The following is a 22,922-nucleotide window of genomic DNA, read 5'->3' on the forward strand; positions in this document are numbered from 1 at the left end:
AAAACGAAACCGCATTTTCCAAAATTCCGGCGCCGTCAGTCCTTTAAAGCCATCGTGTGCTCGCGCAGCCAAGCCATGAACCCACGCGGGTCATCCTTGAAGCCGGTAACAATCTCTGGGTCCAGCGGATGCCCAACAACCGGACCCTGCGGTTTGTTGCAGGAACGAACGATCTCGTGCAGCAGCAAGCCCTGCCGCAGCATTGGCGATACTTTATCTGCGATATGGTAGGCGCGGCTGTTCGCACCCGGAAAGCGCATTGGAACCACTGTCGCCCCGGACCGGCGAATGAGCTGTGCGGTAAACACGTTCCATTCCGCTTCGACGGCCGGACCCCACCATGTTTCCGACGTCGCGACAACGCCCGACGGGAACAAGGCAACAACACCACCTGCCTTCAGATGGGCCATTGCCTTGGACCGCATCTCGACTCCTTTGCGCTGTGCATCCGGATCATGCGGGAACGGCACAGGGATCATGTAGCTACCCGCCACTTCATCGATCACGGTCAGCAAGGATCGGGTCAGAATGCGGTAGTCCGGCCGTACGCGACCGATCAGGTCCGCAAAGATCATACCGTCCACCATCCCATGCGGGTGGTTCGCGACAACAATGACCGGTCCCTTTTTGGGAATGCGGTTCAACTGGTCTTGTGGGGTCGTAAGGTCGATACCCATTACATCCAGACATGCCCGCCAAAAGGCTTGGCCAGAGGGGGCACCTTGCCGTTCGAACTTTCGGATCAGGCGCAGGATTGTCAGCTTGCCAGTAAAGGCTTCCATCACGCGGATGAAAGTGGCTTTCCATGGATCATCAAAGGTCGAAGCATAAGACAGGCTACGGCGGTCGTATGTATTGAAGCTAACCTTCTCGGCGTCAGGCTTTGTGACCTTCGTCATGTTATGTGTGCTATCGACCAAACGATCGTCACCTTCTATCGACGTATGGACCTCTCGAGCCTTCATCGGCTCAGGCCTCTTCTCCGAACTTGTCAGCAATCAGCGCACTCACGGCATCCGCCAATGGCTCAGCATCCGGTCCGGACGTTTCAACGTCAATAAAACTTCCCATTGGCGCTGCCAACATCAAAAGACCCATAATGCTATCGCCTGATGCAGACATGCCATCCTGGGTCACCGTTGCGCGGGCGTCGAATGCCTCAACCACTTCAACAAGTTTAGCAGACGCGCGAGCGTGCAAACCCTTTATATTCACAATTTCCAGCTTGCGGTGAGTCATCTTCAGGTATCTGCGCCTATATTCTGGCTGTCGATATACTTCTTGCCGGCACTCAGGGCGGCCTGCACGGCATCCGTTACGTGCATCTTACGGCTTTTCGCAAGTTTGATCAGCATGGGCAAGTTTGCGCCGTAAAGGATGCGGCGGTTTTGCGGCTTGCAGGCTAGTAAGCTGAGATTCGACGGGGAGCCCCCAAACAGATCGGTTACAACAACCACACCATCGCCGGCATCGACCTCATCTGCAGCCACGCAGATTTCGTCTTCCTTCGCCTTGCGGTCATGGTCAGCTTCGATTGCGATGGCACGGACACCGGCCTGTTTGCCGACGACATGTTCTATCGCTCGCAGATACTCACCAGCGAGCCCGCCATGTGCGACAATCACTATCCCGATCAAGCTGATGCCTCTTCGCGTTTGCGGCGATCCAGTTCCCGATGCCGAATAGACACTTGCCAGCCAGCCTCTGCAAGGGCTGCAGCCAAGGTTTCCGCCATGGCAACAGACCGGTGTTGGCCGCCCGTGCAACCGAATGCAACCGAGAGGTGAGATTTCCCTTCGTCTAGCACACTTGGCAGTTGCCACAGCAAGAGATCGCGCAAACGTGCTTCGAACTCGGCTGCGCGTGGGTCGGACCAGATGTGACTTTTGACATCCGAATCCAGACCAGTTTTGGTGCGCAATTCGGGCTCCCAATACGGGTTTTTCAAAAAGCGGCAGTCAAAGACCATGTCAACTGAGCGTGGCAGGCCGCGCTTGTAGCTGAAGCTCTGTACCGCAACAGCCAGCTTGGTTTGCTCCCCCGGCGAAAACCAATGCTCTACCTCGGCACGCAATTGGTGCACGTTCAGGTCCGAAGTATCAAGCAGCACGTCCGCCCGTTCGCGTACTGGTGCAAGCAGCTCCTTCTCCCTCAGTATTCCGGCTTCGACCCTATCTGCCTCTGCCAAGGGGTGCCTGCGGCGCGTTTCGGAAAACCGATTAAGAAGCACATCCATGCGGCAATCCAGATAGAGAAGCTCGGGTACCAACCCTGGCACACCGGCAACCTGGCCAAGCGCATCGGAAATTGCAGTGCTCGAAAAGTCCCGGTTGCGCGGATCAATGCCGAGCGCCACTGGCTTGTCCGGCATGGGATCGTTCAGCAAGGCCCGGATCAGACGTACGGGCATATTGTCGATCGCCTCATACCCCAGATCCTCCAACACACGAATCGCGCTGGATCGTCCGGCGCCAGAGGGACCAGTCACAAGTACAAGGCGGCGAGGCACGATCATGGCAACAGTCATTCCGGATATCTAAGCCCACCTTTGAGGTATTGCATGATCGCCGAAGGCCAAGGAGGGCTGTCCACTTTGTGAAGGCAAGGCAGTGTTTGGCCTAAGATCGTCTTGGTATGCGCATCGGGTAAGCGCTTAGTTTCAGCCCGGTCCATATCGACAACAAGATGCAATCGGGCACTCGTGTTGTCTGTGCGTATTATTCCGATACCGCGTGCTTCAATAAGACCCGCAATGCTTTCGGGTGCACTCATGTGTACCACGTTATCGACTCCAGAAAGCATAGTCTGATCATCCGACACAAGCGTCGCACCCAATGCCATGAGTTGAAGCGCGAGGCCCGACTTACCGCTGCCAGATGCGCCAATGATCAAAACACCTCGCCCGTACGCGGTTACGGCGCTCGCGTGCAGACGCATGGACTGGGGCATCAGAGGTTAGACCGGCAGACCGACGACGAAACGGGCCCCGAGCGGTTCCGAGGTGATGTCAGCATCTGTCGGGCGAATATTCTCCGCCCAGATCACGCCGCCATGCGCCTCAACAATCTGTTTAGAAATGGCAAGGCCAAGGCCAGAGTTGTTGCCAAAATGCTCTTCAGGGCGCTGGGAATAGAAGCGCTTGAAAATCTTGGTCAGCGCCTGATCTGGGATACCCGGGCCGGTATCTTCGACAACAACGAGAACGCGGTTTTCACGCTTGCGGGCCCAGACACGGATCGCATCACCGTCTTCACAGAACGAAATGGCGTTCGTGATCAGATTGACGAAAACTTGCGCCAACCGCGCCTCTAGACCTTGTACTTCGATGGGATGTGCGGGCAGATCTGTAATGAACTCAATGCCTTTGCTCCGGGCGTCTTCACCCAGATATTGGCCCAGATTTCCAAGCATTTGCAGGAGGTTGAATGGTTCCTCCTCCTCCTTTACCAACTCGCTGTCAAGGCGGGACGCGTTCGAGATATCGCTTACAAGACGGTCAAGGCGCCGAACGTCATGGTCAATCACGTCCAGCAGCTTTTCGCGCTGATCGTCGCGCTTAATCATGCGGAGCGTGCCCACCGCCGACCTTAGAGAAGCAAGTGGGTTTTTGATTTCGTGAGCGACGTCCGCTGCAAACTGTTCGTTGCCATCGATCCGATTATAGAGTGCAGCGATCATACCACGCAACGCGCCCGACAGGCGGCCGATCTCATCCGGGCGTGCCGTGAGATCCGGAATACGAATGCGCCCAGGATTGACCTTACGGGCATTCTTGTCGCGCCCCAACTCTGCAGCCGTGGCGAGATCAGCCAGTGGATTGGCGATCGTCGATGCCAATACAAGGCTAAGGCCAATGGACACAAGCGTCGCGATTACAAACATCTGCAAAACACGTTCGCGTTCCCCACGCACCAGCGCGTCGATCTCACCAGATGCGCTGGTCAACGCGATCACGCCGACGGCAGCCCCGTCATGCTGAATTGGGGTAACAACGCTGAACACAGCGCCCCCGGCAACAGTCAGGTTTTCACTGATTTGCGTATCGCCCGTCATGCTACGCGCCACCAATGGACGCAATTGGTCTTCGATGGGTGCGGGTACGGCGGCTTCAGGTCCAGAAAACGGACGGGACACCTGACTCCAAAGCCAACTCAGCCCATCCGTCAGAACAGCAACATTTTCAGTCTCGGTTACCTGGTTAGCAAGCGGCGCCAAGGTGCCTTCGCTTTGCCCGACAAGCGCTTCTGACGCATCGAATACGTAAACCTCATGGCCCGTGCGCAGATCTAGCTTAGCCAACGTGTCTGGAACATTTGCCCCATCGCCGGTTGCAAGGTTTACCGGTACGCCGACTGGAAGCTGCGCTTCAAGCACATCGGCGATCAACTCGGCTTGCGCAACAAGTGCGGACAGCCTTTGAACCGCCAAACTCTCACGCGTTGAGTTCAGATACAGAATGCCCGCAACAAGAACGTTGAGTGCGATCAGGTTAAAGGTAATGATTTTGCGGGCCAGGGGCGAGGCCCGCAAAGACATCAAGCCGCGTCGTGCACGCCCATCCCGCAACTCGGTCGCGCCGGATGTTTCCGGTGCAACCCAGTCTTCGCCCAGAACAACGTCACCATCCCGGGAAGCAGGGGAGCTCATGTCTCGCACGATTATCCTCTTGGCCTGCGTTTTTCGAAACGCGCCTCTTATTCTTCGTTGTAACGATACCCGATGCCATACAACGTCTCAATCGCCGAGAATTCATTGTCTGCGCTGCGCATCTTCTTGCGCAAGCGTTTGATGTGACTGTCGATCGTGCGGTCGTCTACATAGACCTGATCGTCATATGCTACATCCATCAACTGGTCGCGCGATTTCACAAATCCAGGCCGCTGCGCCAAGGCTTGCAGCAGAAGGAACTCGGTCACGGTCAATGATACATCCTTGCCCTTCCAGGCTACGGCGTGACGCAGAGGGTCCATCCGAAGATCACCGCGCTCCATCACCTTCGTTTCTTCCGTGTCGCCGACGATGTCACCGGCAACTGCATCCTGCCGACGCAATAGCGCGCGGATACGTTCGACCAGCAGGCGTTGCGAAAACGGTTTCTTGACGTAATCATCTGCCCCCATACGCAGACCCAGCACTTCGTCAATCTCGTCATCCTTAGACGTTAGGAAGATGACGGGCATGGTCGTTTTCTGCCGCAGCCGTTGCAACAGATCCATGCCGTCCATGCGCGGCATCTTGATGTCCAGCACCGCCATGTCTGGCAGACGCTTGTTAAAAGCGTCAAGCGCAGCCTGACCATCGTTATACGTTTCGACCTCGAACCCTTCAGCTTCGAGCGTCATGGATACTGACGTCAGAATATTCCGGTCGTCATCCACCAATGCAATCTTGGACATTGCCTGTTTCCTTATACTGCTCGTACTTATTGATTTTTCGGGCATTCTCTCGACTTTGACCCTCCGAATCAATCCATAAGTGCGAATCACGCCCTGAATGGGCCTCAGACTGGTCAGAAAGTGGTTAGGAATGGCTAAATTGCCGCACATTCCCGTATCGGGTGCATGTCGCCCAGTCACTGTTTGCGCAACCGGTCGTCATGGTGGCGCTAACCTTTGTCGTGGGCCTATTCATCAAGTAAATCCACGTGTTAAGACGCCGGAACAGGCTGGCAAGACGTCGGTTCTGGGCCTTTTGGCTGCCCTCTGACCCAACAAAGCCGCCCAGCGGCATCAGGAGAGTTCATATGACATTTGGACGGGTAAACCCGCAGTTCCGCCTCGAAGATCAAGGGATCAAAGGGCTGGGCGATGTCTATTACAACCTGATCGAACCAGACCTCATCGAACACGCGCTTGAACGCAACGAGGGTACTTTGGGCAAGGGTGGTGCGTTCCTTGTCACCACCGGCAAGTTCACGGGCCGGTCGCCCAAAGACAAACACGTGGTCAAGACAGACAGCGTGGCTGACAGCATCTGGTGGGAAAACAATGCCGCGATGTCGCCGGAAGGCTTCGACACCCTCCATGACGACATGCTCGAGCACATGAAAGGGCGCGAGTATTTTGTTCAGGACCTGACGGGCGGTGCAGATCCAAGCTATTCGATCAACGTACGCATGGTCACCGAACTGGCGTGGCATGGCCTGTTCATCCGTCACATGCTGCGCCGTCCTGACGCAGAGGACTTGAAGGATTTCATCGCTGATTTCACGGTCATCAACTGCCCGTCTTTCAAGGCAAATCCCGAGCGTCACAATTGCCGGTCCGAAACCGTCATCGCGATGAACTTTGACCGCAAGATGATCCTTATCGGCGGAACAGAATACGCAGGCGAAAACAAGAAATCAGTTTTCACGCTGCTGAACTACCTGCTGCCAGATCGAGGGGTGATGCCCATGCACTGTTCGGCGAACCATGCACAAGGCAACCCGGTTGATACCGCAATCTTCTTTGGACTGTCGGGCACCGGCAAGACGACTTTGTCCGCTGACCCCGGCCGGGTATTGATCGGCGACGATGAACACGGCTGGTCAGATCGTGGTACGTTCAACTTTGAGGGTGGCTGCTATGCCAAGACCATCAACTTGAGTGCAGAGGCCGAACCCGAGATTTACGCGACAACCGAAAAGTTCGGCACGGTGATCGAGAATATGGTATTCGATCCCGAAACCAAGGAGTTGGATTTCGAGGACGATAGCCTGACAGCCAATATGCGCTGTGCATATCCGCTGCACTACATCTCTAACGCATCATCCAGCGCGCTGGGCGGCCATCCCAAGAACATCATCATGCTCACATGCGACGCCTTCGGTGTACTACCTCCCATCGCACGTTTGACACCGGCACAGGCCATGTACCACTTCCTGTCCGGTTTCACATCGAAAGTGGCGGGGACAGAACGCGGGGTGACTGAGCCCGAGCCAACATTCTCGACCTGCTTTGGCGCACCCTTCATGCCGCGCCGCCCAGAGGCGTATGGCAAACTGTTGCAAGAGAAGATCGCCAAGCACGGCGCAACATGCTGGCTGGTTAACACAGGCTGGACAGGTGGAGCCTACGGAACCGGCAGCCGAATGCCGATTCGCGCAACGCGCGCCTTGCTCACCGCTGCTCTGGACGGCACATTGGCCAACGGCGAATTCCGTAAGGATCCTAACTTCGGATTTGATGTTCCGATTTCTGTTCCAGGTGTTGCCGATATTCTGCTTGATCCACGTCGGACGTGGGATGATGCCGAAGCATATGATGCACAGGCAACAAAGCTGGTCGACATGTTCTCGAACAACTTCGAACAATACCTGCCTTACATCGATGACGACGTGAAAGCGGCCGCCATCAGCTAATGCGTTACCCGGGGCCTAAGCGGCCTCGGGCACGACATCCGATAATGGAATATCGAGCAGATATTCCAAATCTTCTCTGCTGTTGTAGGCAAGAAAAGTGTCGATGGGGGCGTCACGCCCATCAACGACCCATTTGAGCACGCTGGGTTCGAGGTGCAGGTAACCAATTCGCGCCCCGAATCCCTTGTAAGCGACTACGTTAAGGATGAAGCCATAAATCCAGTCTGGATCCCAGCGCTGCATCATCTCCAACATACCCGTGCGTCCGAGTACGGGCGCCAGACCAACGCCACGATACTTGCCGCGTTCTGGCGCAACCCAAAATTCTCCATGATAGGCCGCCATACCGCCAATCCGGTGGGTGCCTGGCGTCGCGCGAAAACGCGACCGGGCCAGATCCACGCCTTTCAAAGGCGGAGGAAACGCACGGAACTGGCGCAGCAGGTAGCTGCTGAGCGGTTTCCCGGACAGGCGAACACGTTTAGCGGCTTGGGTATGGATCAGTTCCCCATCTTCGTTTCGGCCAGTCAGCCAGAATGCGTTTGACCGGTTCAAGCCATGCAGTTCAGGATCGAATGGTGCGCCAAGTTTCTGCATCGGCCGCTCTTCAGCAACGATGTCCTTGTACTCGTCAAAGTCTGTGCCGATCGTCAGAGTGATCCCCTGTGAGATCAAGATATTGCGGCTTGTTGCAATGAACGGCGCCGCGTTTCCAGGGAATTGAATGGTCATAAAAGTCTCTCCTTTGACGCACTTACGCCAAAGCTAGGACAATTTATGTCAAAATACCCGAAAAACTCGCTGAAAAAGTGTAATTCGATTCAGGTGGTCATTGCGGCCATCCTTTCGAACTTCGCGTTCGCCGGGTCGAAGTCAGGTTGCGTAATATCGGTCATGGCAGCGCGCTGCACCTCGTCCAGCGCAGCTATCTTGACGTTGATGGTCGGGACCACCAGCGTCATGACAGCCGAGGACCGATCCGGAAAAAATCCAGCCATCATAAGGCGTTGGTAAGCCATCGTCACTTGGCTTTCATCGTTTCCCTTTGGCATCCGGGTATAAACATGATCCAGCCGAGCCATCTGTGTCGTTTGAATATCCAGAAAAGACTGATCCAGCATACGGCCGAATTCTTCGCCAGCTGGAAGCCGGGCGATCGGACGGCCAATGCTGGAACGAGCATAATCCAGCCCAAACCAATTCACGTATGCCGAGAGATTTCCGAACTCCACACAAATCCAGCCCGAATCAGAATTGCGATAAACCATGAGATATGGACGCACATGAGACAGATTTGGGCTCTCAATCTCTCCCGAGGCCATGACCCACGCACGATAGGTTTCACGCAGAAGGACCGACTCGTCTGTCCATATGTCCCCAATCGGTCGCTGCTGCTGGTAAAAAACCCAGTCACCTTGATGGGCTTGAAGATACTGCAGTGCACCGCGCATGCCAGTCTGACCTCGCGACCACACCTTGGCATGCATAAGCAGCTCTCGTGCTTCCGGCAGCGCGGCTTCCCCCGCCTCGGTCAGCTCGTAGCGCCGGTCTTTTGTCCGAAAAAGCTCCTCACCACGCATCTCCTCAAGCTGCGAAATATGGCGACGAACCGTTTGACGCGTGCTGTTTAGTCTTGTCACAGCATGGGACAAGTTCAGCGTTTCCGCCAATGTTGTGAACGAGCGGATCATCTCGAACAGCAGGGGCTGGTTCAACTCACTCAAGTTTGGCGTTGGCGCGTTCACATGCTTACTCGATGTATGATCAACAATACATCCACGTTAAACAAATCATACATTAATGCAACATTTACGTGTGGTCTTGGGTGTAAATCTACTCAATTGAACCGATGCGTGTACTGGGCGATCACTCTCCAAGAACAACCGGAGGTAATCAGTCATGTCGCATCCCGTCGACGTACACGTTGGTAAACGCTTGAAACAGATCCGCACCTTGCGTCGGATGTCCCAAACAGATGTTGCAAAGCGCTTGGAGCTGTCTTTTCAACAAATTCAGAAATACGAGATCGGTTCGAACCGAATCGCCGCGAGCCGTCTGTTTGAACTGTCGCGCATCCTCGACGTACCCACATCGTACTTCTTTGAAGGTTTGGCGGACGCAGGCAACATGGCTGCACCACGCAGCGATCGCGGGCTTGATATCGTGAATGCGCTCGCTGCGATTGAAGACGACAAGATCAAATCACGCATCGTCACCTTCATCGAAGATGTGTCCGGGCTGACTGTCGCACGCCGCGCTTCATAAACGCATAGTACGACGGCATTTCATCAAGCCATTTAATAATACATTTTCAGCACTCGATTCGGACCGGCTTGCCCATCGGCAGTCGGTCCGAATTTTTTTGGGATGCGCAAAACTCTAAACCGGCCCCAGAGTCACAAAGCGAAAATCCATGTGATTCGACTTACCGACATTGATCAAGGAGATGGTACTTTGGCGGTATCACCATCAATGGTAGTGATTCTTACCAACCATCGCGTCGGTCTCGGTTGTATTTCTCCAGGCTCGTTGCTGCACTGCAGTATAGTGCCACGCAATATTTGAACAAATGGCCGCACTAAAATGAATATTTGTTGCGCTGCACCTGCAAACTAGTTAAGCGGTGACGACGCGGAAAATGAGGAACTATGCGATGGCACATGACGGACAGGATATGGGAGCGATGACGTCAGTTTTGCTCGATGATTTGCTCGCGCTGACCAGCGCTGCGTTAAAACCGGTTGAAGAGATAACGGAGCTCGCGCGGACACGCCTGCGCGAACAACTCAGCGTTGATGGGCGGGTGTCTGGCGCCCTTGTCGAAAAACATCAGACTGCCGCCCATGGTCTTGCATGGCTCGCAACATACTGCGAAGCGCTAAGGCAGATGCAGAAATGGGCGGAAGCAATCAGCGCCCAGTCCAAATTCGGCGAGGTCGAGGCGCTGATCCACCAGATCGCCTTTGGCGAATATCTGTGGCAAATCTACGGCGGTATCCAAATGAACCAGGGTGAGGTTCTGCGCCTGCAAGACCTTGGTTTGTCCCAAGACGACATGCGCGGGATGATGGAACCCGCCATTCAAACGCTCACCCAACGCGGCAATACTCAAGCGGCGCGCGTTCGTCTTGTTGAATTGATGCAGGAACGCAGCGCTGAGATCACGGTCGGCGCCTCTGGCCTCGATGAAGAACTTGAAATGATTCGAGAGCAATTTCGGCGCTATGCCGTGGAAAAGGTCGAACCCTTTGCCCACGATTGGCACCTCAAGGACGAGCTGATCCCAATGGAGGTTATCGAAGAGCTGGCCGAAATGGGCGTCTTCGGCCTGACCATCCCCGAAGAGTATGGTGGTTTCGGTTTGTCGAAAGCATCCATGTGCGTCGTCTCAGAAGAACTGAGCCGCGGCTATATCGGTGTCGGCTCGCTCGGCACCCGCTCCGAAATCGCGGCCGAATTGATCATCGCAGGCGGCACGGAGGAACAAAAACAGAAGTGGCTGCCACAACTTGCCAGTGCCGAAACGCTGCCCACGGCTGTGTTCACGGAACCCAACACCGGGTCCGACCTTGGCAGCTTGCGCACCCGCGCGGTCAAGGATGACAACGGCGACTACAAGATCACGGGCAACAAGACCTGGATCACCCATGCTACACGCACGCAAGTGATGACGCTTCTGGCCCGCACGAATCCGAACACCACGGACTACAAGGGGCTGTCGATGTTCTTGGCTGAAAAGACGCCCGGCGCAGATGAAAACCCCTTCCCAACCGACGGCATGACCGGCGGCGAGATCGAAGTGCTCGGCTACCGGGGCATGAAGGAATACGAACTGGGCTTCGACAACTTCCATGTGAAGGGCGAGAACCTGTTGGGCGGGGAAGAAGGCAAAGGCTTCAAGCAGCTAATGGAAACCTTCGAATCTGCCCGCATCCAGACAGCAGCCCGCGCCATCGGCGTAGCGCAATCAGCGCTGGATATCTCGATGCAGTACGCCCAAGACCGCAAACAGTTCGGCAAGGCCCTCATCAACTTCCCGCGTGTCGCCAACAAACTCGCGATGATGGCCGTCGAAATCATGGTCGCTCGACAACTGACCTACTTCTCTGCGTTCGAAAAGGACGAGGGGCGACGCTGTGATGTCGAAGCAGGCATGGCAAAACTGCTAGGCGCGCGTGTGGCATGGGCGGCGGCCGACAATGGTCTGCAAATCCATGGCGGCAACGGCTTTGCACTGGAATACAAGATTTCACGCGTTCTCTGCGACGCACGCATCCTGAACATCTTTGAAGGTGCCGCGGAAATTCAGGCTCAGGTCATCGCGCGTAGGCTTCTGGGGTAAGCCATTTTCTGACCCGAAAAACGAACCGTAAGCTTTGTCGGCTGCCGCTCTCTGATTGACGATCTACGCAGAACCATCAAGGTGGCGGCATGCTCACATTTGCCGCTGCTGTCTTTTTTCTGATCATAACGCCCGGCCCAGGCGTCTTGTCGGCAGCAGGAGTCGGAGCCGCCTATGGCCTCAAATCCGGCATGCGATATGTGCTGGGCCTTTTTATCGGCAATAATCTGGTCATTCTTGCGGTCGTTACCGGCCTTGCCGCTCTGATACTGGCAAATCCTTTTGTACGGACCCTGCTGTTTGGGGTTTCAACACTCTACCTGCTCTACCTTGCAATGCGGATCGCCTTCGCCGGATCTAAGCTTGCCTTTGCGCCTGTCACCACCGAGCCAGGTGTTCTCAATGGGGTCTTGCTGCAACCGATCAATCCCAAGGCATATGCCGTCAACACGGCCCTCTTCTCGGGTTTTTCCCTGATACCCGATGCCATTCTGGCCGAAGCAGTTTGGAAACTGGTGATCGTCAACGCGATCTGGGTGCCAATTCACATCATTTGGGTTGGTTTCGGGGTCCGGCTCAAGCAACTTGATCTGGCTGCACATCAGCAACGATGGATCAACTATACAATGGCTGCCTCGATGCTGCTGGTGGTCGCACTAGCTTTATTGGCCGAGATTTGACGCACACAGTTCGCATCTCCTTGCTCGCAAGATAGGCAAATTCTTTCGCGGCGTGTGCGGCAAAACGCTCATACCGCAAGTTGAAGCGGCTTTCGCTTGCACCCCCGCATACCCGGACGTATCGCAAGGCCATGGCTAAAGCTCCCCTCTCCCCCGCTGCCTGGATTGACGCCGGGCTGGATCAGCTCACAGCCCAAGGGCCATTGGCCCTGCGGGCAGAACCCCTTTCGCGCCATCTGAAGACGTCAAAGGGTTCATTTTATTGGCATTTCAAGGATGTGCCGGCTTTTCAGAAGGCCTTGCTTGCCGAATGGAAATCCCGCGCTCTGAACACCTTGAAGGAAGACAGCGCACAGAACGGCACTGCAACCGACAAGATGATCCGCTTCGGTCAAAGCGTGCAGGAAGACACCGCTGGCCCCGCGCTGCGTGCATGGGCACAACAGGACAAAGCGGTCGCAAAGGCACTGGCCGACGTCGACAAGACACGACTGGCGCGCCTGACCGATCTGATGTCCGACATCGGTGTCACCAATGAAGAGTTTTCCAAGGCGGCCTACGGGTCTCTCGTTGGTCTGAAGCAAATGCATTCGGATGATGGCGACGCCTTGGTGGCCTTCGCAGCCCTTGTTGACCTGGTGATGGCACTGAAATGATTCGAGCCGCCGCGCTGACGCTCATTGCGTCTATCCCGGCATGCCAAGCTGATGAAACCGTTGCGCGTTACGGCGCGGCGGATCGACTTTGGGAACTGCAAACCCTGAACGGTGCCGCATTTCCGGCACGCGCAACTCTTGAGTTTGAGACGGGTGGCCCGGTCTCTGGTCATGCGCCGTGCAACCAGTTCACAACAACCAACACGGTTCCGTATCCATGGTTCGAACTCGAGCCCATTGAGGCTACGCGCATTGCCTGCCCCGAGCTGGAAGCTGAAACAGCTTACCTCGAGGCGCTCTCAAAGATGACCCAATCCGAGGTGCGTGAAGGAAGCCTGTTTCTACGCAATGACGATGGTGAAGAGCTGGTGTTCACAACGCGCGATTGAACGCATCGACAAAACGCGCGCGCGCCTCTGGCAAAGGTTTTGACCCTAGATCAGGAGCCAGATGATTAGCCAGGAAGTATCCCGTGGTCTCCAGCCCTTGCGCAATCTCTGCATTCGGCGCGTCACCTTCACGACGCAGCACAGCAGGAAGCGGCAACAACCGATCCACCCACTCGCCCGCACCCTCCTTCGACACTGCCCGCCCAGATTTGGGCGAGACATAGGCGAGACCTCCGGTAGCCCCGGTCACCGCGCAGGCGCTGAGATCAAGGCCAAAGCCCATCTCCTGCAACAGAGCCAACTCCCATTGCAAGTATCCAAGCGGCCAAACATCATCCTGCCCCAACAGATCAAGCAGCGCCTCGGTTCGGCGATACAACGGGCCGTGTGCCTCGCGCTCTGGCAAGCAAAAGGCCAATAGGCCTGTAACCGCGTTCAACCCGGCCAAGGCCAACCGATTGCCCATGACCAGGGCCGCACGGCTGCGCACCGGCTCGACTGCGAATGTCCCGATGTGCTCTTCCAGACGCGCGCGCCACGCCACATCCAACTGCGCGCCGGGTTGCAAGATTGGGGCAATCTTACGGCTCGTTCCGCCGCGGACCACACCGGCATGGCGACCACGATCTTCGGTGAAAACGTCAATGATCGAACTGGTTTCCCCGTGGCGGCGCACGCTTAGCAATATGCCCGTGCCGCGCCACTCCATCTCAGGCCAGCCCCTCCTGATCCAGCATATGCCGCCCCGCGCGGTCTTCCACCTCTATCACCCAAAGGTCCGGATCAAACCCGCGCTGCCGGGCAACCGCGGCATCCACATCACCCTCGGCACCAGAGGACAGCTCCGCCCAGACGCGCGTGTCAGACATCAGGTCAAAGGATCGCTGGTACAGCACTGCCTGACCATCCAACGTGTTCAGCTTCACCAGCACCGCCCCGCCCGTATCATCTCCGTGGGCAACAACAAAACCGGGAATGTCAGCAAAGCGCAACCGCGCCAGATAGGCATCCACCCAGAACCGCGATGTCAGCTTGGGCGCCACGTCCGCCCCTTCCCTGTTTCAAAAAAATCCTCCCCGAAGGGTCGGGTGGCATATGTCTCAGGCATTGCCATCTTTGAAATCCAAGCCCATCTGGTCGTAGCGTTCCGCTTCATCCAACCATTTCTCGCGCACTTTGACCTGCAGGAACAAATGCACCTTGCGGCCCAGGAACTCGGTCAGTTCCTCCCGCGCAGCCTTGCTCACCGCCTTGATCGTCTCGCCGCGATGGCCCAGCACGATGCCCTTGTGACCGTCCCGGCTGACATAGATGATCTGGTCCACCTTGGCCGATCCATCCTTGCGCTCTTCCCAAGCTTCCGTCTCGACCGTCAGTTGGTAGGGCAGTTCCTGATGCAGGCGCAGGGTCAGCTTCTCACGGGTCATCTCGGCGGCGATCATGCGCATGGGCAGATCGGCAATCTGATCCTCCGGGTACAGCCACGGCCCCTCCGGCACTTGTTTGGCCAACCACTGACGCAGCGCATCCACGCCATGGCCCTTCTCTGCCGAGATCATGAAGGTTTCCGCAAAATCAAACCGCTCATTCAGATCCTTGGTCAGACCCAGCAGCACAGGCGCCTCGACACGATCAATCTTGTTGATGGCAAGTGCCACAGTCCGGCCCTGTCCGATCTCGGCCATTCCTTCCAGAATGCGCTCGACCCCAGCGGTGACACCGCGGTGCGCCTCGACCATCAGCACCACTACATCAGCATCCGCAGCCCCACCCCAGGCGGCCGCCACCATCGCACGATCCAAACGGCGGCGCGGCTGAAACAGGCCGGGCGTATCGACAAAGACGATCTGACTATCGCCTTCCATTGCAACGCCGCGAATGCGGGCACGGGTGGTTTGAACCTTGTGAGTGACAATGCTGACCTTCGCGCCCACCATTGTGTTTAGCAGGGTGGACTTGCCCGCATTGGGTTCTCCGATCAGGGCGACAAAGCCCGCGCGGGTGGTCATGCCTGCCCCTCCAGTTGTTGCAGCAACGCCTGCGCCGCTGCCTGCTGCGCTTCGCGCTTCGACCCGGCGGTGGCGGTGGCCTCGGCCCCCGTCGACAGACGGGCGGCGATGGTGAAAATTGGTTGATGGTCCGGCCCGGAACGACCGATCTCAACATATTGCGGTGGGGTCAAACCGCGGGCCTGCGCCCATTCCTGCAAGGCGGTCTTGGCATCACGGGCATCCGCATCGACGAGAGCCACCCGATCGCCCCACAACCGCAGGATCAGCGCCTTGGCGGCATCAAATCCCGCATCCAGATAAACAGCGGCAATCACCGCCTCGATGGCATCTCCCAACAGCGCCTGCTTGCGTCTGCCGCCGGACAACATCTCGGACCGGCCCAATCGCAGCACGGCCCCCAGATCGACATCACGCGCCACGTCGGCACAGGTTTCCTTCCGCACCAAAGCATTGAAACGCGGGGCCAGCGTCCCTTCCGCGGCCCCCGGGTCGGCCTCAAGCAACGCCTGCGCCATCACCAGGCCCAAGACTCGGTCCCCCAGAAACTCCAAACGCTGATTGTCCGACCGGGTGGGCGAAGACATAGACGCATGGGTCACCGCCTCCACCAGTAAATCAGGCGCGGCAAAGCGGTGCCCGATCCGACCCTCAAAGGCCGTCAGATCTACCCCCAGCTTCACTCGATCCCCTTGAAGTAGCGATCACTACGCCACGTCCAGAAGAACAACATCGACCGACCGGCGGACGAGAACATGACGCGATCCGCGCGACCAATCAGGTTTTCGAACGGAACATAGCCGACGCCACCCGCGACCTGCGCCAACCGGCTGTCCGAGGAGTTGTCGCGGTTATCCCCCATAAAGAAGTAGTTGCCTTCCGGGACGCGGTAGACTGGCGTGTTGTCCGACTGCTGCACGCCAACGTTCAGCACGACGTGCTGCTCACCGTTGGGGAAGGTTTCGAGGAACCGGGACTTCGTGCAATCGGCGCCCTGCCCCACGGCCCCGCTTTCACAACGCGGCAACAAACCCTGCGGCCCCTGACGATCAAACACCTCAGTGAACGTGCCAGCCGGTTCCTGCGGCACAGGCTCGCCGTTCAGAATGATCTGACCATTCCGGACTTGCAAAGTGTCGCCGGGCAGACCCACAACACGTTTGATAAAGTCAGCCCCTGAAACGGGATGGCGAAAAACGACAACATCACCGCGCTCGGGCTCACCCGCCCAGACACGATCATCACCCATGAACCCGCACAGCTTCTGCGCATCCAGACCAATAGCCGGAATCGACGGGCAGGACGCATAGGAATAGCCATAGGCCATCTTGTTCACGAACAGGAAATCGCCAATCAGCAACGTCTCTTTCATCGAACCGGACGGAATCCAGAACGGCTGGAAGAAAAGCGTGCGGAACACCCCGGCAATCAACAGCGCATAAACAATGGTCTTGATCGTTTCGATCACGCCGTTCTGGGACTTTTCCTTGGCGGCCATTGCGCGCTCCTTCGGGGGGTAGGTTCAGGGCTACATGCGGGCGCGGCCCGAAGGTGTCAAGGCGCAGGATCAGATTGTATCGGGCGGGCTTCGATCACCACAAATGCCTGCGCCCACGGATGATCGTCGGTCAGGGTGACATGGATGATCGCCTCGTGCCCGGACGGGGTCATCTCGGCCAGTCGTTCGGCAGCCCAGCCCGTGACATGCATGACAGGTTGACCGGTTCTAAGGTTAGTCACCGCCATGTCTTTCCACGAAATACCCATGCGCAGGCCGGTGCCCAGCGCCTTTGAGCACGCCTCTTTCGCTGCCCAACGTTTGGCATAGGTACCAGGCGTATCGGCCCTTCGTTCGGCCTTGGCCTGTTCAATATCGGTAAACACCCGGTTGCGAAACCGGTCCCCGAACCGCTCCAACGTACCCGCGATCCGGTCAATATTCGCGAGATCGGTGCCAACACCAAGGATCATTGCAAACGCGCCGTCAAAATCTTGTAACTCGCAAACCCGAAAAAGCCTGCAAAGGCCAGCTCGAACCAGCGACGCGCCTTGCGATAAGCGGCCACAATCCGCGCGTTCGAAAACAGCAAGGCATAACCGATGAAAATCAGGATCGAGCCCGCGTAAAGGTAAGCAAAGCATTGGAAAATGGCAGCTGGCTGTGCGTCAGCAGGCAAGGCAATGGCATAGATTGATCCCCAGCTCAGGATCGCCTTGGGATTGGTGATGTGAATGGCCGCCCCCTTCAGAAACAGATTGCGCGCCGAGCCGGAAAACGGCGTACCTACAGGGGTGTCCCCGCCGTGCCAGGCACTTTTCAAAGCTTTGAACGCCAGCCACGCCAAGTATGCCACGCCCGCATAGCGGACGATTTCAAAAACCCAGACATGGGCCAGCATGATGGCCGACAGACCCACTGCTGCGGCAATACCCCAACTCGCCGACCCGGCAAGGATTCCCAGAGCAAAGGCAAGTGCAGAGGCGCGCCCGGCAGACATGGCGGTGCCTGCAATCCCCATGGTGGCGGGGCCCGGCGATCCGCCCGCAAGCAGCCATGCAATCCAGATAGCGGCGAATTCAGGTCCCATCGAACACTCCCAGATTGGCGACCTGTTGCACGCTTCTACGACACAGGCCGGACAAGATCATGCAGGTGCCTCGATGTCATAGACAATGATGCCAGCTGCACCGCCCTCACAAAGCGCGACAAGCCGCGCACCCAAATCCTGATGCTCGGGGTCAACGGCATATGCTGCCAACGCCTTTGCATTCTCCGCATCAAGTGTGAAGCCATAAGGGTAATCGGGTGTCTTGCCTTCGTAGTCGCGATTCGGACCCGCCCGGAAATCGGAGCAGCCATCCAATCGCCGCACGAGGTCCTCAAGATCCAACATAATCTTGTCCAGTTCGGCCGTATCAGCCTTGGGTGACAAACGCAGAAACACACAGTGGCGGATCATCAACGGGTCCCCTCTCTTTCGACCGGATTTCGGTCAATTCAACCGCTGTGCCGTCCGAGATGCAAGACTGATCCGCCAGCGTACCGGCAGTGTCGGGCAACAGCGCGGTTCATTCGGCCCCAGCATGATTGTCGTGAGGTCCACGTGGCTTGGACCAAACGCAGCGTCGCGTGGCGATTGGCCAAACAAGCCCTCAACGGAACCGACAAACCCCCAACCAGCGGTCGTTCGCTGATACACGCCGACCGCGATTGAAGTGTTACCGGCCGAACCGGGGATGTATTCATACACGATGCCCAAGGCCCGTGTGGCCGTGGCCGGATTCGCCTGATCCGGCAGCCAGAAAGAGGCCTCAGCCGTGCCCGACGCCGTCAATGTCGAAAATAACAGCCGGTCCAGATCGGGCCAAGCACTCTGTTGTGCCGTTGTCGGCCCGGCGTAGACGGCCAAGGTTAACGCAAAAATCGATGCCACCAAACGCATCATGCGACAGCCTCCCGCGCCTTATCCATGAGGTGCCGCATTTCTCGGATAGCCGGATCCAACCCCAGGAAAATGGCCTCACCAATCAGGAAATGCCCGATATTCAGCTCCATCACTTCCGGAAAGGCAGCAACCGGAGACACAGTTTCATAGGTCAAACCATGGCCCACATGCACCTCTAGGCCCAGCGAATGCGCAAAACTCGACATCTCGCGCATCGCCTCCAATTCACGGTCGCGATCTTCCATGCGCCCCTCGTGATGTGCGTCACAATAGGCACCCGAGTGCAGCTCGATCACCTGCGCTCCAATGCGGTGGGCCGCTTCGATCTGGCGCTTGTCGGCTGCGATGAAGATGGACACCCGGCAGCCGGCCTCGCGCAGCGGAGCGATGAAATGGGCCAGACGGTTCTCTTCCCGTGCAACCTCCAGCCCCCCTTCGGTTGTCCGTTCCTCGCGTTTCTCAGGAACGATGCACACCGCGTGGGGTTTGTGACGCAAAGCGATGGATTGCATTTCTGTTGTCGCGGCCATCTCGAAGTTCAACGGCACTGACAACACGTCCATCAGCCCTTCGATGTCAGCATCGGAAATATGTCTGCGATCTTCACGCAGATGAGCCGTAATGCCATCGGCCCCCGCCACCTCCGCCATCTTTGCGGCGCGCAGCGGGTCCGGCGTATCGCCGCCACGTGCATTTCGCACCGTGGCGACGTGATCGATATTCACACCAAGGCGGAGTTTTCCCAAAGGGGCTGTCATCGGCATCGTCCTTCCAATGTCTTCACGTCCAACCTAGTGCGGATGCAAATGTCTGGAAATACGGACAAAGCCGCAAAATTGTACCAAGCGCCTAGTCAGTTTTTGGCTTGGCAGCGGCTGCCTTGTTCGCGGCTTTGGCCTTCAATGCTTCGAACTTGGCCTTGATCGCACCCTTGCGCCGCTTCTGGTAGGCGCGAATGACGGGCACCGAGAGGTAATAGCAGACAGTCGCCGCGATGATGCCGGGGATGATTCCACCAATAAGGTAGGGAAAGAATATCTCGTCATAAAAGATGCTCAGCTTGGTCCAATCGCGTGGCTCTCCCATCAGCACATGCTTCAGGTTCAGCCACAGGTCGGACCCCGCATCGACGAACTTGCCACCAAAGGATCGTTCCGTTTCTTCCTTCATTTCGGCCCCAAGCAGCCAGTGACCCGTTTGCAATGACACCACACCAATCGGAACATAGGTCAGCGGGTTGCCAAAGAAGGTCGCCATCAGCGATGCAACAATATTCCCGCGCATGGCCGTCGCAATGATGGCAGCTACAAAGAAATGTAAGCCGTAGAATGGAGTGAATGTCGTGAATACGCCCGCCCAGATACCACGCGCGATCTTTTCTGGTCGGTCAGGCAGTCGACGGACGCGGTGTTTGACATACAGAAACGCACGACTCCACCCGCCGCGCGGCCAGAGAAATTCCAGCACGGCGCGCAGAAACGGTTTGGGGTCGCGGCGCTTGAACACCAATGTCTTGTCGCCCTTCGTTGCGCCTTATCCCGCGATCATCGTTTGCCCGGCTGATGGCTCGGGGCGACGGAAGCGGTCGATGGCAGCCACATCACTCTCTGCTTGAAGCGCCCCCATCAACGTATGCAGATGCTGGGCGTCCCGAAGCTCTACGTAGACCATCAATCTAAAGAAGTCAGGTTTACGATCCACGAATTCGAGATTTGAAATATTGGCCCTGCTCTCACCGATCAATGTGCAAATGCGTCCCAGGACACCGGCGTCATTGCCAATGGTCAGATCAAGCGTCACGCCGTACACAGCCGGATGGCTGCCGTCGTGCCAATGCAGGTCCAGCCATCGGTCGGGTTGATTCTCGTATTCGACAAGGCGCGCGCAATCTATGGCGTGTACAACCACGCCTTCACCCCGAAAGGTGATCCCGACAATGCGCTCGCCTGGCAACGGTTCGCAGCACGTTGCGCGCTGGAATGACTGTCCCGGCAAAAGCCCAATGACCGCGCGGCGCGCGTCGACCTGTTTGCCAGACTTAGGTGTCAAATCAGGATAGATGGCCTGCACCACTTCGCGGCCGGTCAACTCGGCTGACCCCAGACGCGCCAGTACTTCGTCCGCATCCTTCAAGCGCAATCGTTTGGCGGCGGCATCCAATGCCTTGTCCGTGGCCTTCTTGCGCACATGAGCGAAGGCGGACCGAGCCAATTCGCGCCCCAATGTAATGAAACGGTCGCGATCCGCCTCGCGCAGAGAACGACGGATGGCTGTCTTGGCCTTGCCGGTCGTAGCAATCTCAAGCCATGTGGCCTGCGGTGTCTGGCCCTCGGCGGTGATGATGTCGACGGACTGGCCATTTTTGACCCGTGTCCACAAGGGCACACGCATCCCGTCCACCTTGGCCCCGACACAGGCGTTCCCGATCCTTGTGTGGATCGCATAGGCAAAATCGATGGGTGTGGCGCCTTTCGGCAATTTCACCACCTCGCCCTTGGGGGTAAAGCAGAACACCTGGTCCGAATACATCTCGAGCTTCACAGCCTCGAGGAAATCTTCGTGGTCTTCTTCGCTGTCGAACTGCTCGGTCAGTTGAGAAATCCACTTGGCCGGATCCACGGCAAACGGGTTCTGTGACCGCACGCCATCGCGATAGGACCAGTGCGCAGCCACGCCGGTTTCCGCCACATCGTGCATCTGCCGGGTGCGGATCTGCACTTCGACCCGCTTGCCGTCGCGGCCCGACACAGTGGTGTGGATAGACCGATACCCGTTGGTCTTGGGCTGGCTGATGTAGTCCTTGAACCGGCCTGGCACTGCGCGCCACCGCTGATGAATGGCCCCGAGCGCGCGATAGCAATCTTCTTCGGATCCGGTGATGACACGGAAGCCATAGATGTCGGACAGACGGGAAAAGGACTGATCCTTTTCCTGCATCTTGCGCCAGATGGAATAAGGTTTCTTGGCGCGGCCAAATACTTCGGCCTCAATGTGCACCTTTTCCAATTCAAACCGCATATCGCCGGTAATGCGCTGAATGACGTCGCCAGTTTCGCGCTGCATGGTGATAAAGCGGCGAATGATAGATGATCTGGCGTCCGGATTTAGAACTTTGAACGCAAGATCTTCCAGCTCTTCCCGCATCCATTGCATCCCCATGCGGCCCGACAAAGGGGCGAAGATATCCATGGTTTCGCGGGCCTTTTGAACCTGCTTGTCCGGGCGCATGGACTTGATGGTGCGCATGTTGTGCAAGCGGTCGCTCAGTTTAACCAGGATCACGCGCATGTCCTTTGACATGGCCATGAACAGCTTGCGGAAGTTTTCGGCCTGCTTGGTCTCGACACTCGACAGCTGCAGGTTGGTCAGCTTGGTGACGCCGTCCACCAGCTTGGCAACCTCGTCTCCGAACTGTTCAGACACCATGGCATAGCTTGCCTTGGTGTCCTCGATCGTGTCGTGCAGAAGGGCGGTAACGATGGTGGCATCGTCCAGCTGCTGCTCGGTCAGGATAGCAGCAACGGCAACGGGGTGCGTGAAGTACGGCTCGCCCGAATGGCGAAACTGCCCATCGTGCATCTGTCCGCCAAAGGCATAAGCCCGGCGGATCAGGTCTTCGTTTGTCTTTGGATTATAGTTGCGGACCAGCGCGATCAGATCGTCGTCAGAGATCATCCGGTCCGCACCCGACTGGGATCAGCCCTGGCCTTGCGCGGCCATCAGCTGACGCAGAAGCATCTCTTCGGACATGCTGTCTTCTTCCGGCTTGTCCTGCTCGGCACCCATAAGAAGCGCCATTGCGTCTTCTTCTGCCTCGTCCACTTCGATCTGGCTCTGGTTCGATTCGATCAGACGCTCACGCAGTTCTTCCGAACTTTGAGTCTCTTCAGCGATCTCGCGCAGGGACACGACCGGGTTCTTGTCATTGTCGCGGTCCACTGTAATGGGCGCGCCGGACGAAATCTCGCGGGCGCGATGCGCGGCCAGCATCACCAGCTCGAAACGGTTCGGAACCTTGTCAACGCAGTCTTCAACGGTCACGCGGGCCATGGGTGTGC

Annotated in this window: 28 protein-coding genes; 6 read left to right on the top strand and 22 right to left on the bottom strand. The window is 57.2% G+C overall.

Going from position 1 to position 22,922, the window contains the following annotated elements; translation table 11 throughout:
- Positions 1-35: 35 nt before the first annotated feature.
- From Q1A51_RS12420 to Q1A51_RS12450, 7 genes are all read right to left on the bottom strand, one after another.
- Positions 36-899 carry a lysophospholipid acyltransferase family protein gene (locus tag Q1A51_RS12420; RefSeq protein WP_299599729.1) on the bottom strand — a complete coding sequence of 288 codons (864 nt, stop codon included), beginning with the start codon at positions 897-899 and terminating at the stop codon, positions 36-38.
- 70 nt (positions 900-969) lie between these two features.
- Positions 970-1,239 carry an HPr family phosphocarrier protein gene (locus Q1A51_RS12425; RefSeq protein WP_299208270.1) on the bottom strand — a complete coding sequence of 90 codons (270 nt, stop codon included), beginning with the start codon at positions 1,237-1,239 and terminating at the stop codon, positions 970-972.
- Between the two features lie 2 nt (positions 1,240-1,241).
- Complete coding sequence (locus Q1A51_RS12430) at positions 1,242-1,637, bottom strand: PTS fructose transporter subunit IIA (RefSeq protein ID WP_299208269.1); 396 nt, start codon at positions 1,635-1,637, stop codon at positions 1,242-1,244.
- Positions 1,634-2,527, bottom strand: a complete 894-nt coding sequence (rapZ, locus tag Q1A51_RS12435; RefSeq protein WP_299599730.1) for an RNase adapter RapZ — start codon at positions 2,525-2,527, stop codon at positions 1,634-1,636. The genes Q1A51_RS12430 and rapZ overlap by 4 nt, the downstream gene beginning before the upstream one ends.
- On the bottom strand, positions 2,524-2,949 hold the full coding sequence (locus Q1A51_RS12440; RefSeq protein WP_366869945.1) for an HPr kinase/phosphatase C-terminal domain-containing protein: 426 nt from the start codon (positions 2,947-2,949) through the stop codon (positions 2,524-2,526). Before Q1A51_RS12440 ends, rapZ begins: the two co-directional genes overlap by 4 nt.
- 6 nt (positions 2,950-2,955) lie before the next feature.
- The gene (locus Q1A51_RS12445) at positions 2,956-4,647 is read right to left on the bottom strand and encodes a sensor histidine kinase (RefSeq protein ID WP_299599731.1); all 1,692 of its coding nucleotides are present in this window, start codon (positions 4,645-4,647) and stop codon (positions 2,956-2,958) included.
- Between the two features lie 47 nt (positions 4,648-4,694).
- Entirely contained in the window at positions 4,695-5,396 is a 702-nt protein-coding gene (locus Q1A51_RS12450; RefSeq protein ID WP_299208263.1) for a response regulator transcription factor, read from the bottom strand.
- Positions 5,397-5,743: 347 nt separating this feature from the next.
- Here Q1A51_RS12450 and Q1A51_RS12455 point away from each other — a divergent pair, with 347 nt between their 5' ends.
- On the top strand, positions 5,744-7,342 hold the full coding sequence (locus Q1A51_RS12455) for a phosphoenolpyruvate carboxykinase (RefSeq protein WP_299599732.1): 1,599 nt from the start codon (positions 5,744-5,746) through the stop codon (positions 7,340-7,342).
- A 15-nt stretch (positions 7,343-7,357) separates the two neighbouring features.
- On the opposite strand, the gene Q1A51_RS12460 is transcribed toward Q1A51_RS12455, so the two are convergent.
- Together Q1A51_RS12460 and Q1A51_RS12465 are read right to left on the bottom strand one after the other, a co-directional pair.
- Positions 7,358-8,074, bottom strand: a complete 717-nt coding sequence (locus Q1A51_RS12460; protein WP_299599733.1) for a hypothetical protein — start codon at positions 8,072-8,074, stop codon at positions 7,358-7,360.
- An 89-nt stretch (positions 8,075-8,163) separates the two neighbouring features.
- A complete protein-coding gene (locus tag Q1A51_RS12465; RefSeq protein ID WP_299208257.1) occupies positions 8,164-9,066 on the bottom strand; it encodes a LysR family transcriptional regulator in 903 nt (300 codons plus the stop codon).
- A gap of 175 nt (positions 9,067-9,241) precedes the next feature.
- Between Q1A51_RS12465 and Q1A51_RS12470 the strand changes: the two genes are divergently transcribed.
- The 5 genes from Q1A51_RS12470 (at position 9,242) to Q1A51_RS12490 (ending at position 13,409) form a co-directional block, all read left to right on the top strand.
- Entirely contained in the window at positions 9,242-9,607 is a 366-nt protein-coding gene (locus Q1A51_RS12470; protein ID WP_299208256.1) for a helix-turn-helix transcriptional regulator, read from the top strand.
- A gap of 388 nt (positions 9,608-9,995) precedes the next feature.
- Entirely contained in the window at positions 9,996-11,684 is a 1,689-nt protein-coding gene (locus Q1A51_RS12475) for an acyl-CoA dehydrogenase family protein (protein WP_299599734.1), read from the top strand.
- Between the two features lie 89 nt (positions 11,685-11,773).
- Complete coding sequence (locus tag Q1A51_RS12480) at positions 11,774-12,364, top strand: LysE family translocator (RefSeq protein ID WP_299599735.1); 591 nt, start codon at positions 11,774-11,776, stop codon at positions 12,362-12,364.
- 131 nt (positions 12,365-12,495) lie between these two features.
- Positions 12,496-13,020 (top strand): TetR/AcrR family transcriptional regulator, encoded by a 525-nt coding sequence (locus Q1A51_RS12485; RefSeq protein WP_299599736.1) that lies wholly within the window; start codon positions 12,496-12,498, stop codon positions 13,018-13,020.
- Positions 13,017-13,409, top strand: coding sequence for an META domain-containing protein (locus Q1A51_RS12490; protein ID WP_299599737.1), 393 nt, complete (start codon positions 13,017-13,019; stop codon positions 13,407-13,409). Before Q1A51_RS12485 ends, Q1A51_RS12490 begins: the two co-directional genes overlap by 4 nt.
- Here Q1A51_RS12490 and recO read toward each other — a convergent pair.
- The 13 genes from recO to rpoZ all read right to left on the bottom strand — a co-directional run bounded on the left by recO (position 13,393) and on the right by rpoZ (position 22,914).
- The gene (gene recO, locus Q1A51_RS12495) at positions 13,393-14,118 is read right to left on the bottom strand and encodes a DNA repair protein RecO (RefSeq protein WP_299599738.1); all 726 of its coding nucleotides are present in this window, start codon (positions 14,116-14,118) and stop codon (positions 13,393-13,395) included. The two genes, Q1A51_RS12490 and recO, sit on opposite strands and share 17 nt — an antisense overlap.
- 1 nt (position 14,119) lies before the next feature.
- The gene (locus Q1A51_RS12500; protein WP_299208244.1) at positions 14,120-14,452 is read right to left on the bottom strand and encodes a DUF1491 family protein; all 333 of its coding nucleotides are present in this window, start codon (positions 14,450-14,452) and stop codon (positions 14,120-14,122) included.
- A gap of 57 nt (positions 14,453-14,509) precedes the next feature.
- Positions 14,510-15,418: a GTPase Era gene (gene era, locus Q1A51_RS12505; protein ID WP_299599739.1), complete on the bottom strand. Its 909-nt coding sequence runs from the start codon at positions 15,416-15,418 to the stop codon at positions 14,510-14,512.
- Positions 15,415-16,101: a ribonuclease III gene (rnc, locus tag Q1A51_RS12510; protein ID WP_299599740.1), complete on the bottom strand. Its 687-nt coding sequence runs from the start codon at positions 16,099-16,101 to the stop codon at positions 15,415-15,417. The genes era and rnc overlap by 4 nt, the downstream gene beginning before the upstream one ends.
- The gene (gene lepB, locus Q1A51_RS12515) at positions 16,098-16,916 is read right to left on the bottom strand and encodes a signal peptidase I (RefSeq protein ID WP_299208237.1); all 819 of its coding nucleotides are present in this window, start codon (positions 16,914-16,916) and stop codon (positions 16,098-16,100) included. Before lepB ends, rnc begins: the two co-directional genes overlap by 4 nt.
- A gap of 56 nt (positions 16,917-16,972) precedes the next feature.
- Complete coding sequence (gene acpS, locus Q1A51_RS12520; RefSeq protein WP_299208235.1) at positions 16,973-17,389, bottom strand: holo-ACP synthase; 417 nt, start codon at positions 17,387-17,389, stop codon at positions 16,973-16,975.
- The gene (locus tag Q1A51_RS12525) at positions 17,386-18,006 is read right to left on the bottom strand and encodes a LysE family translocator (protein ID WP_299599741.1); all 621 of its coding nucleotides are present in this window, start codon (positions 18,004-18,006) and stop codon (positions 17,386-17,388) included. The genes acpS and Q1A51_RS12525 overlap by 4 nt, the downstream gene beginning before the upstream one ends.
- 57 nt (positions 18,007-18,063) lie before the next feature.
- The gene (locus Q1A51_RS12530) at positions 18,064-18,378 is read right to left on the bottom strand and encodes a Dabb family protein (RefSeq protein ID WP_299208231.1); all 315 of its coding nucleotides are present in this window, start codon (positions 18,376-18,378) and stop codon (positions 18,064-18,066) included.
- A 33-nt stretch (positions 18,379-18,411) separates the two neighbouring features.
- The gene (locus Q1A51_RS12535; RefSeq protein ID WP_299599742.1) at positions 18,412-18,864 is read right to left on the bottom strand and encodes a hypothetical protein; all 453 of its coding nucleotides are present in this window, start codon (positions 18,862-18,864) and stop codon (positions 18,412-18,414) included.
- On the bottom strand, positions 18,861-19,622 hold the full coding sequence (locus tag Q1A51_RS12540) for a pyridoxine 5'-phosphate synthase (protein WP_299208227.1): 762 nt from the start codon (positions 19,620-19,622) through the stop codon (positions 18,861-18,863). Before Q1A51_RS12540 ends, Q1A51_RS12535 begins: the two co-directional genes overlap by 4 nt.
- Positions 19,623-19,713: 91 nt before the next feature.
- Positions 19,714-20,373, bottom strand: a complete 660-nt coding sequence (locus Q1A51_RS12545) for a DUF2062 domain-containing protein (protein WP_299208225.1) — start codon at positions 20,371-20,373, stop codon at positions 19,714-19,716.
- 24 nt (positions 20,374-20,397) lie between these two features.
- Complete coding sequence (locus Q1A51_RS12550) at positions 20,398-22,539, bottom strand: bifunctional (p)ppGpp synthetase/guanosine-3',5'-bis(diphosphate) 3'-pyrophosphohydrolase (protein ID WP_299208223.1); 2,142 nt, start codon at positions 22,537-22,539, stop codon at positions 20,398-20,400.
- Positions 22,540-22,560: 21 nt separating this feature from the next.
- Positions 22,561-22,914: a DNA-directed RNA polymerase subunit omega gene (rpoZ, locus tag Q1A51_RS12555; RefSeq protein ID WP_039682236.1), complete on the bottom strand. Its 354-nt coding sequence runs from the start codon at positions 22,912-22,914 to the stop codon at positions 22,561-22,563.
- Positions 22,915-22,922: the final 8 nt, after the last annotated feature.

Origin of the sequence: uncultured Tateyamaria sp., assembly GCF_947496075.1 — a bacterium.
Lineage (GTDB): Bacteria > Pseudomonadota > Alphaproteobacteria > Rhodobacterales > Rhodobacteraceae > Tateyamaria.

Coding starts and splice junctions, on each gene's coding strand:
- Q1A51_RS12420 (WP_299599729.1), bottom strand. CDS start 899: ATGACGAAGGTCACAAAGCCTGACGCCGAGAAGGTTAGCTTCAATACA.
- Q1A51_RS12425 (WP_299208270.1), bottom strand. CDS start 1,239: ATGACTCACCGCAAGCTGGAAATTGTGAATATAAAGGGTTTGCACGCT.
- rapZ (WP_299599730.1), bottom strand. CDS start 2,527: ATGACTGTTGCCATGATCGTGCCTCGCCGCCTTGTACTTGTGACTGGT.
- Q1A51_RS12440 (WP_366869945.1), bottom strand. CDS start 2,949: ATGCCCCAGTCCATGCGTCTGCACGCGAGCGCCGTAACCGCGTACGGG.
- Q1A51_RS12445 (WP_299599731.1), bottom strand. CDS start 4,647: ATGAGCTCCCCTGCTTCCCGGGATGGTGACGTTGTTCTGGGCGAAGAC.
- Q1A51_RS12450 (WP_299208263.1), bottom strand. CDS start 5,396: ATGTCCAAGATTGCATTGGTGGATGACGACCGGAATATTCTGACGTCA.
- Q1A51_RS12455 (WP_299599732.1), top strand. CDS start 5,744: ATGACATTTGGACGGGTAAACCCGCAGTTCCGCCTCGAAGATCAAGGG.
- Q1A51_RS12460 (WP_299599733.1), bottom strand. CDS start 8,074: ATGACCATTCAATTCCCTGGAAACGCGGCGCCGTTCATTGCAACAAGC.
- Q1A51_RS12470 (WP_299208256.1), top strand. CDS start 9,242: ATGTCGCATCCCGTCGACGTACACGTTGGTAAACGCTTGAAACAGATC.
- Q1A51_RS12475 (WP_299599734.1), top strand. CDS start 9,996: ATGGCACATGACGGACAGGATATGGGAGCGATGACGTCAGTTTTGCTC.
- Q1A51_RS12480 (WP_299599735.1), top strand. CDS start 11,774: ATGCTCACATTTGCCGCTGCTGTCTTTTTTCTGATCATAACGCCCGGC.
- Q1A51_RS12485 (WP_299599736.1), top strand. CDS start 12,496: ATGGCTAAAGCTCCCCTCTCCCCCGCTGCCTGGATTGACGCCGGGCTG.
- Q1A51_RS12490 (WP_299599737.1), top strand. CDS start 13,017: ATGATTCGAGCCGCCGCGCTGACGCTCATTGCGTCTATCCCGGCATGC.
- recO (WP_299599738.1), bottom strand. CDS start 14,118: ATGGAGTGGCGCGGCACGGGCATATTGCTAAGCGTGCGCCGCCACGGG.
- era (WP_299599739.1), bottom strand. CDS start 15,418: ATGACCACCCGCGCGGGCTTTGTCGCCCTGATCGGAGAACCCAATGCG.
- lepB (WP_299208237.1), bottom strand. CDS start 16,916: ATGGCCGCCAAGGAAAAGTCCCAGAACGGCGTGATCGAAACGATCAAG.
- acpS (WP_299208235.1), bottom strand. CDS start 17,389: ATGATCCTTGGTGTTGGCACCGATCTCGCGAATATTGACCGGATCGCG.
- Q1A51_RS12525 (WP_299599741.1), bottom strand. CDS start 18,006: ATGGGACCTGAATTCGCCGCTATCTGGATTGCATGGCTGCTTGCGGGC.
- Q1A51_RS12530 (WP_299208231.1), bottom strand. CDS start 18,378: ATGATCCGCCACTGTGTGTTTCTGCGTTTGTCACCCAAGGCTGATACG.
- Q1A51_RS12535 (WP_299599742.1), bottom strand. CDS start 18,864: ATGATGCGTTTGGTGGCATCGATTTTTGCGTTAACCTTGGCCGTCTAC.
- Q1A51_RS12540 (WP_299208227.1), bottom strand. CDS start 19,622: ATGACAGCCCCTTTGGGAAAACTCCGCCTTGGTGTGAATATCGATCAC.
- Q1A51_RS12550 (WP_299208223.1), bottom strand. CDS start 22,539: ATGATCTCTGACGACGATCTGATCGCGCTGGTCCGCAACTATAATCCA.
- rpoZ (WP_039682236.1), bottom strand. CDS start 22,914: ATGGCCCGCGTGACCGTTGAAGACTGCGTTGACAAGGTTCCGAACCGT.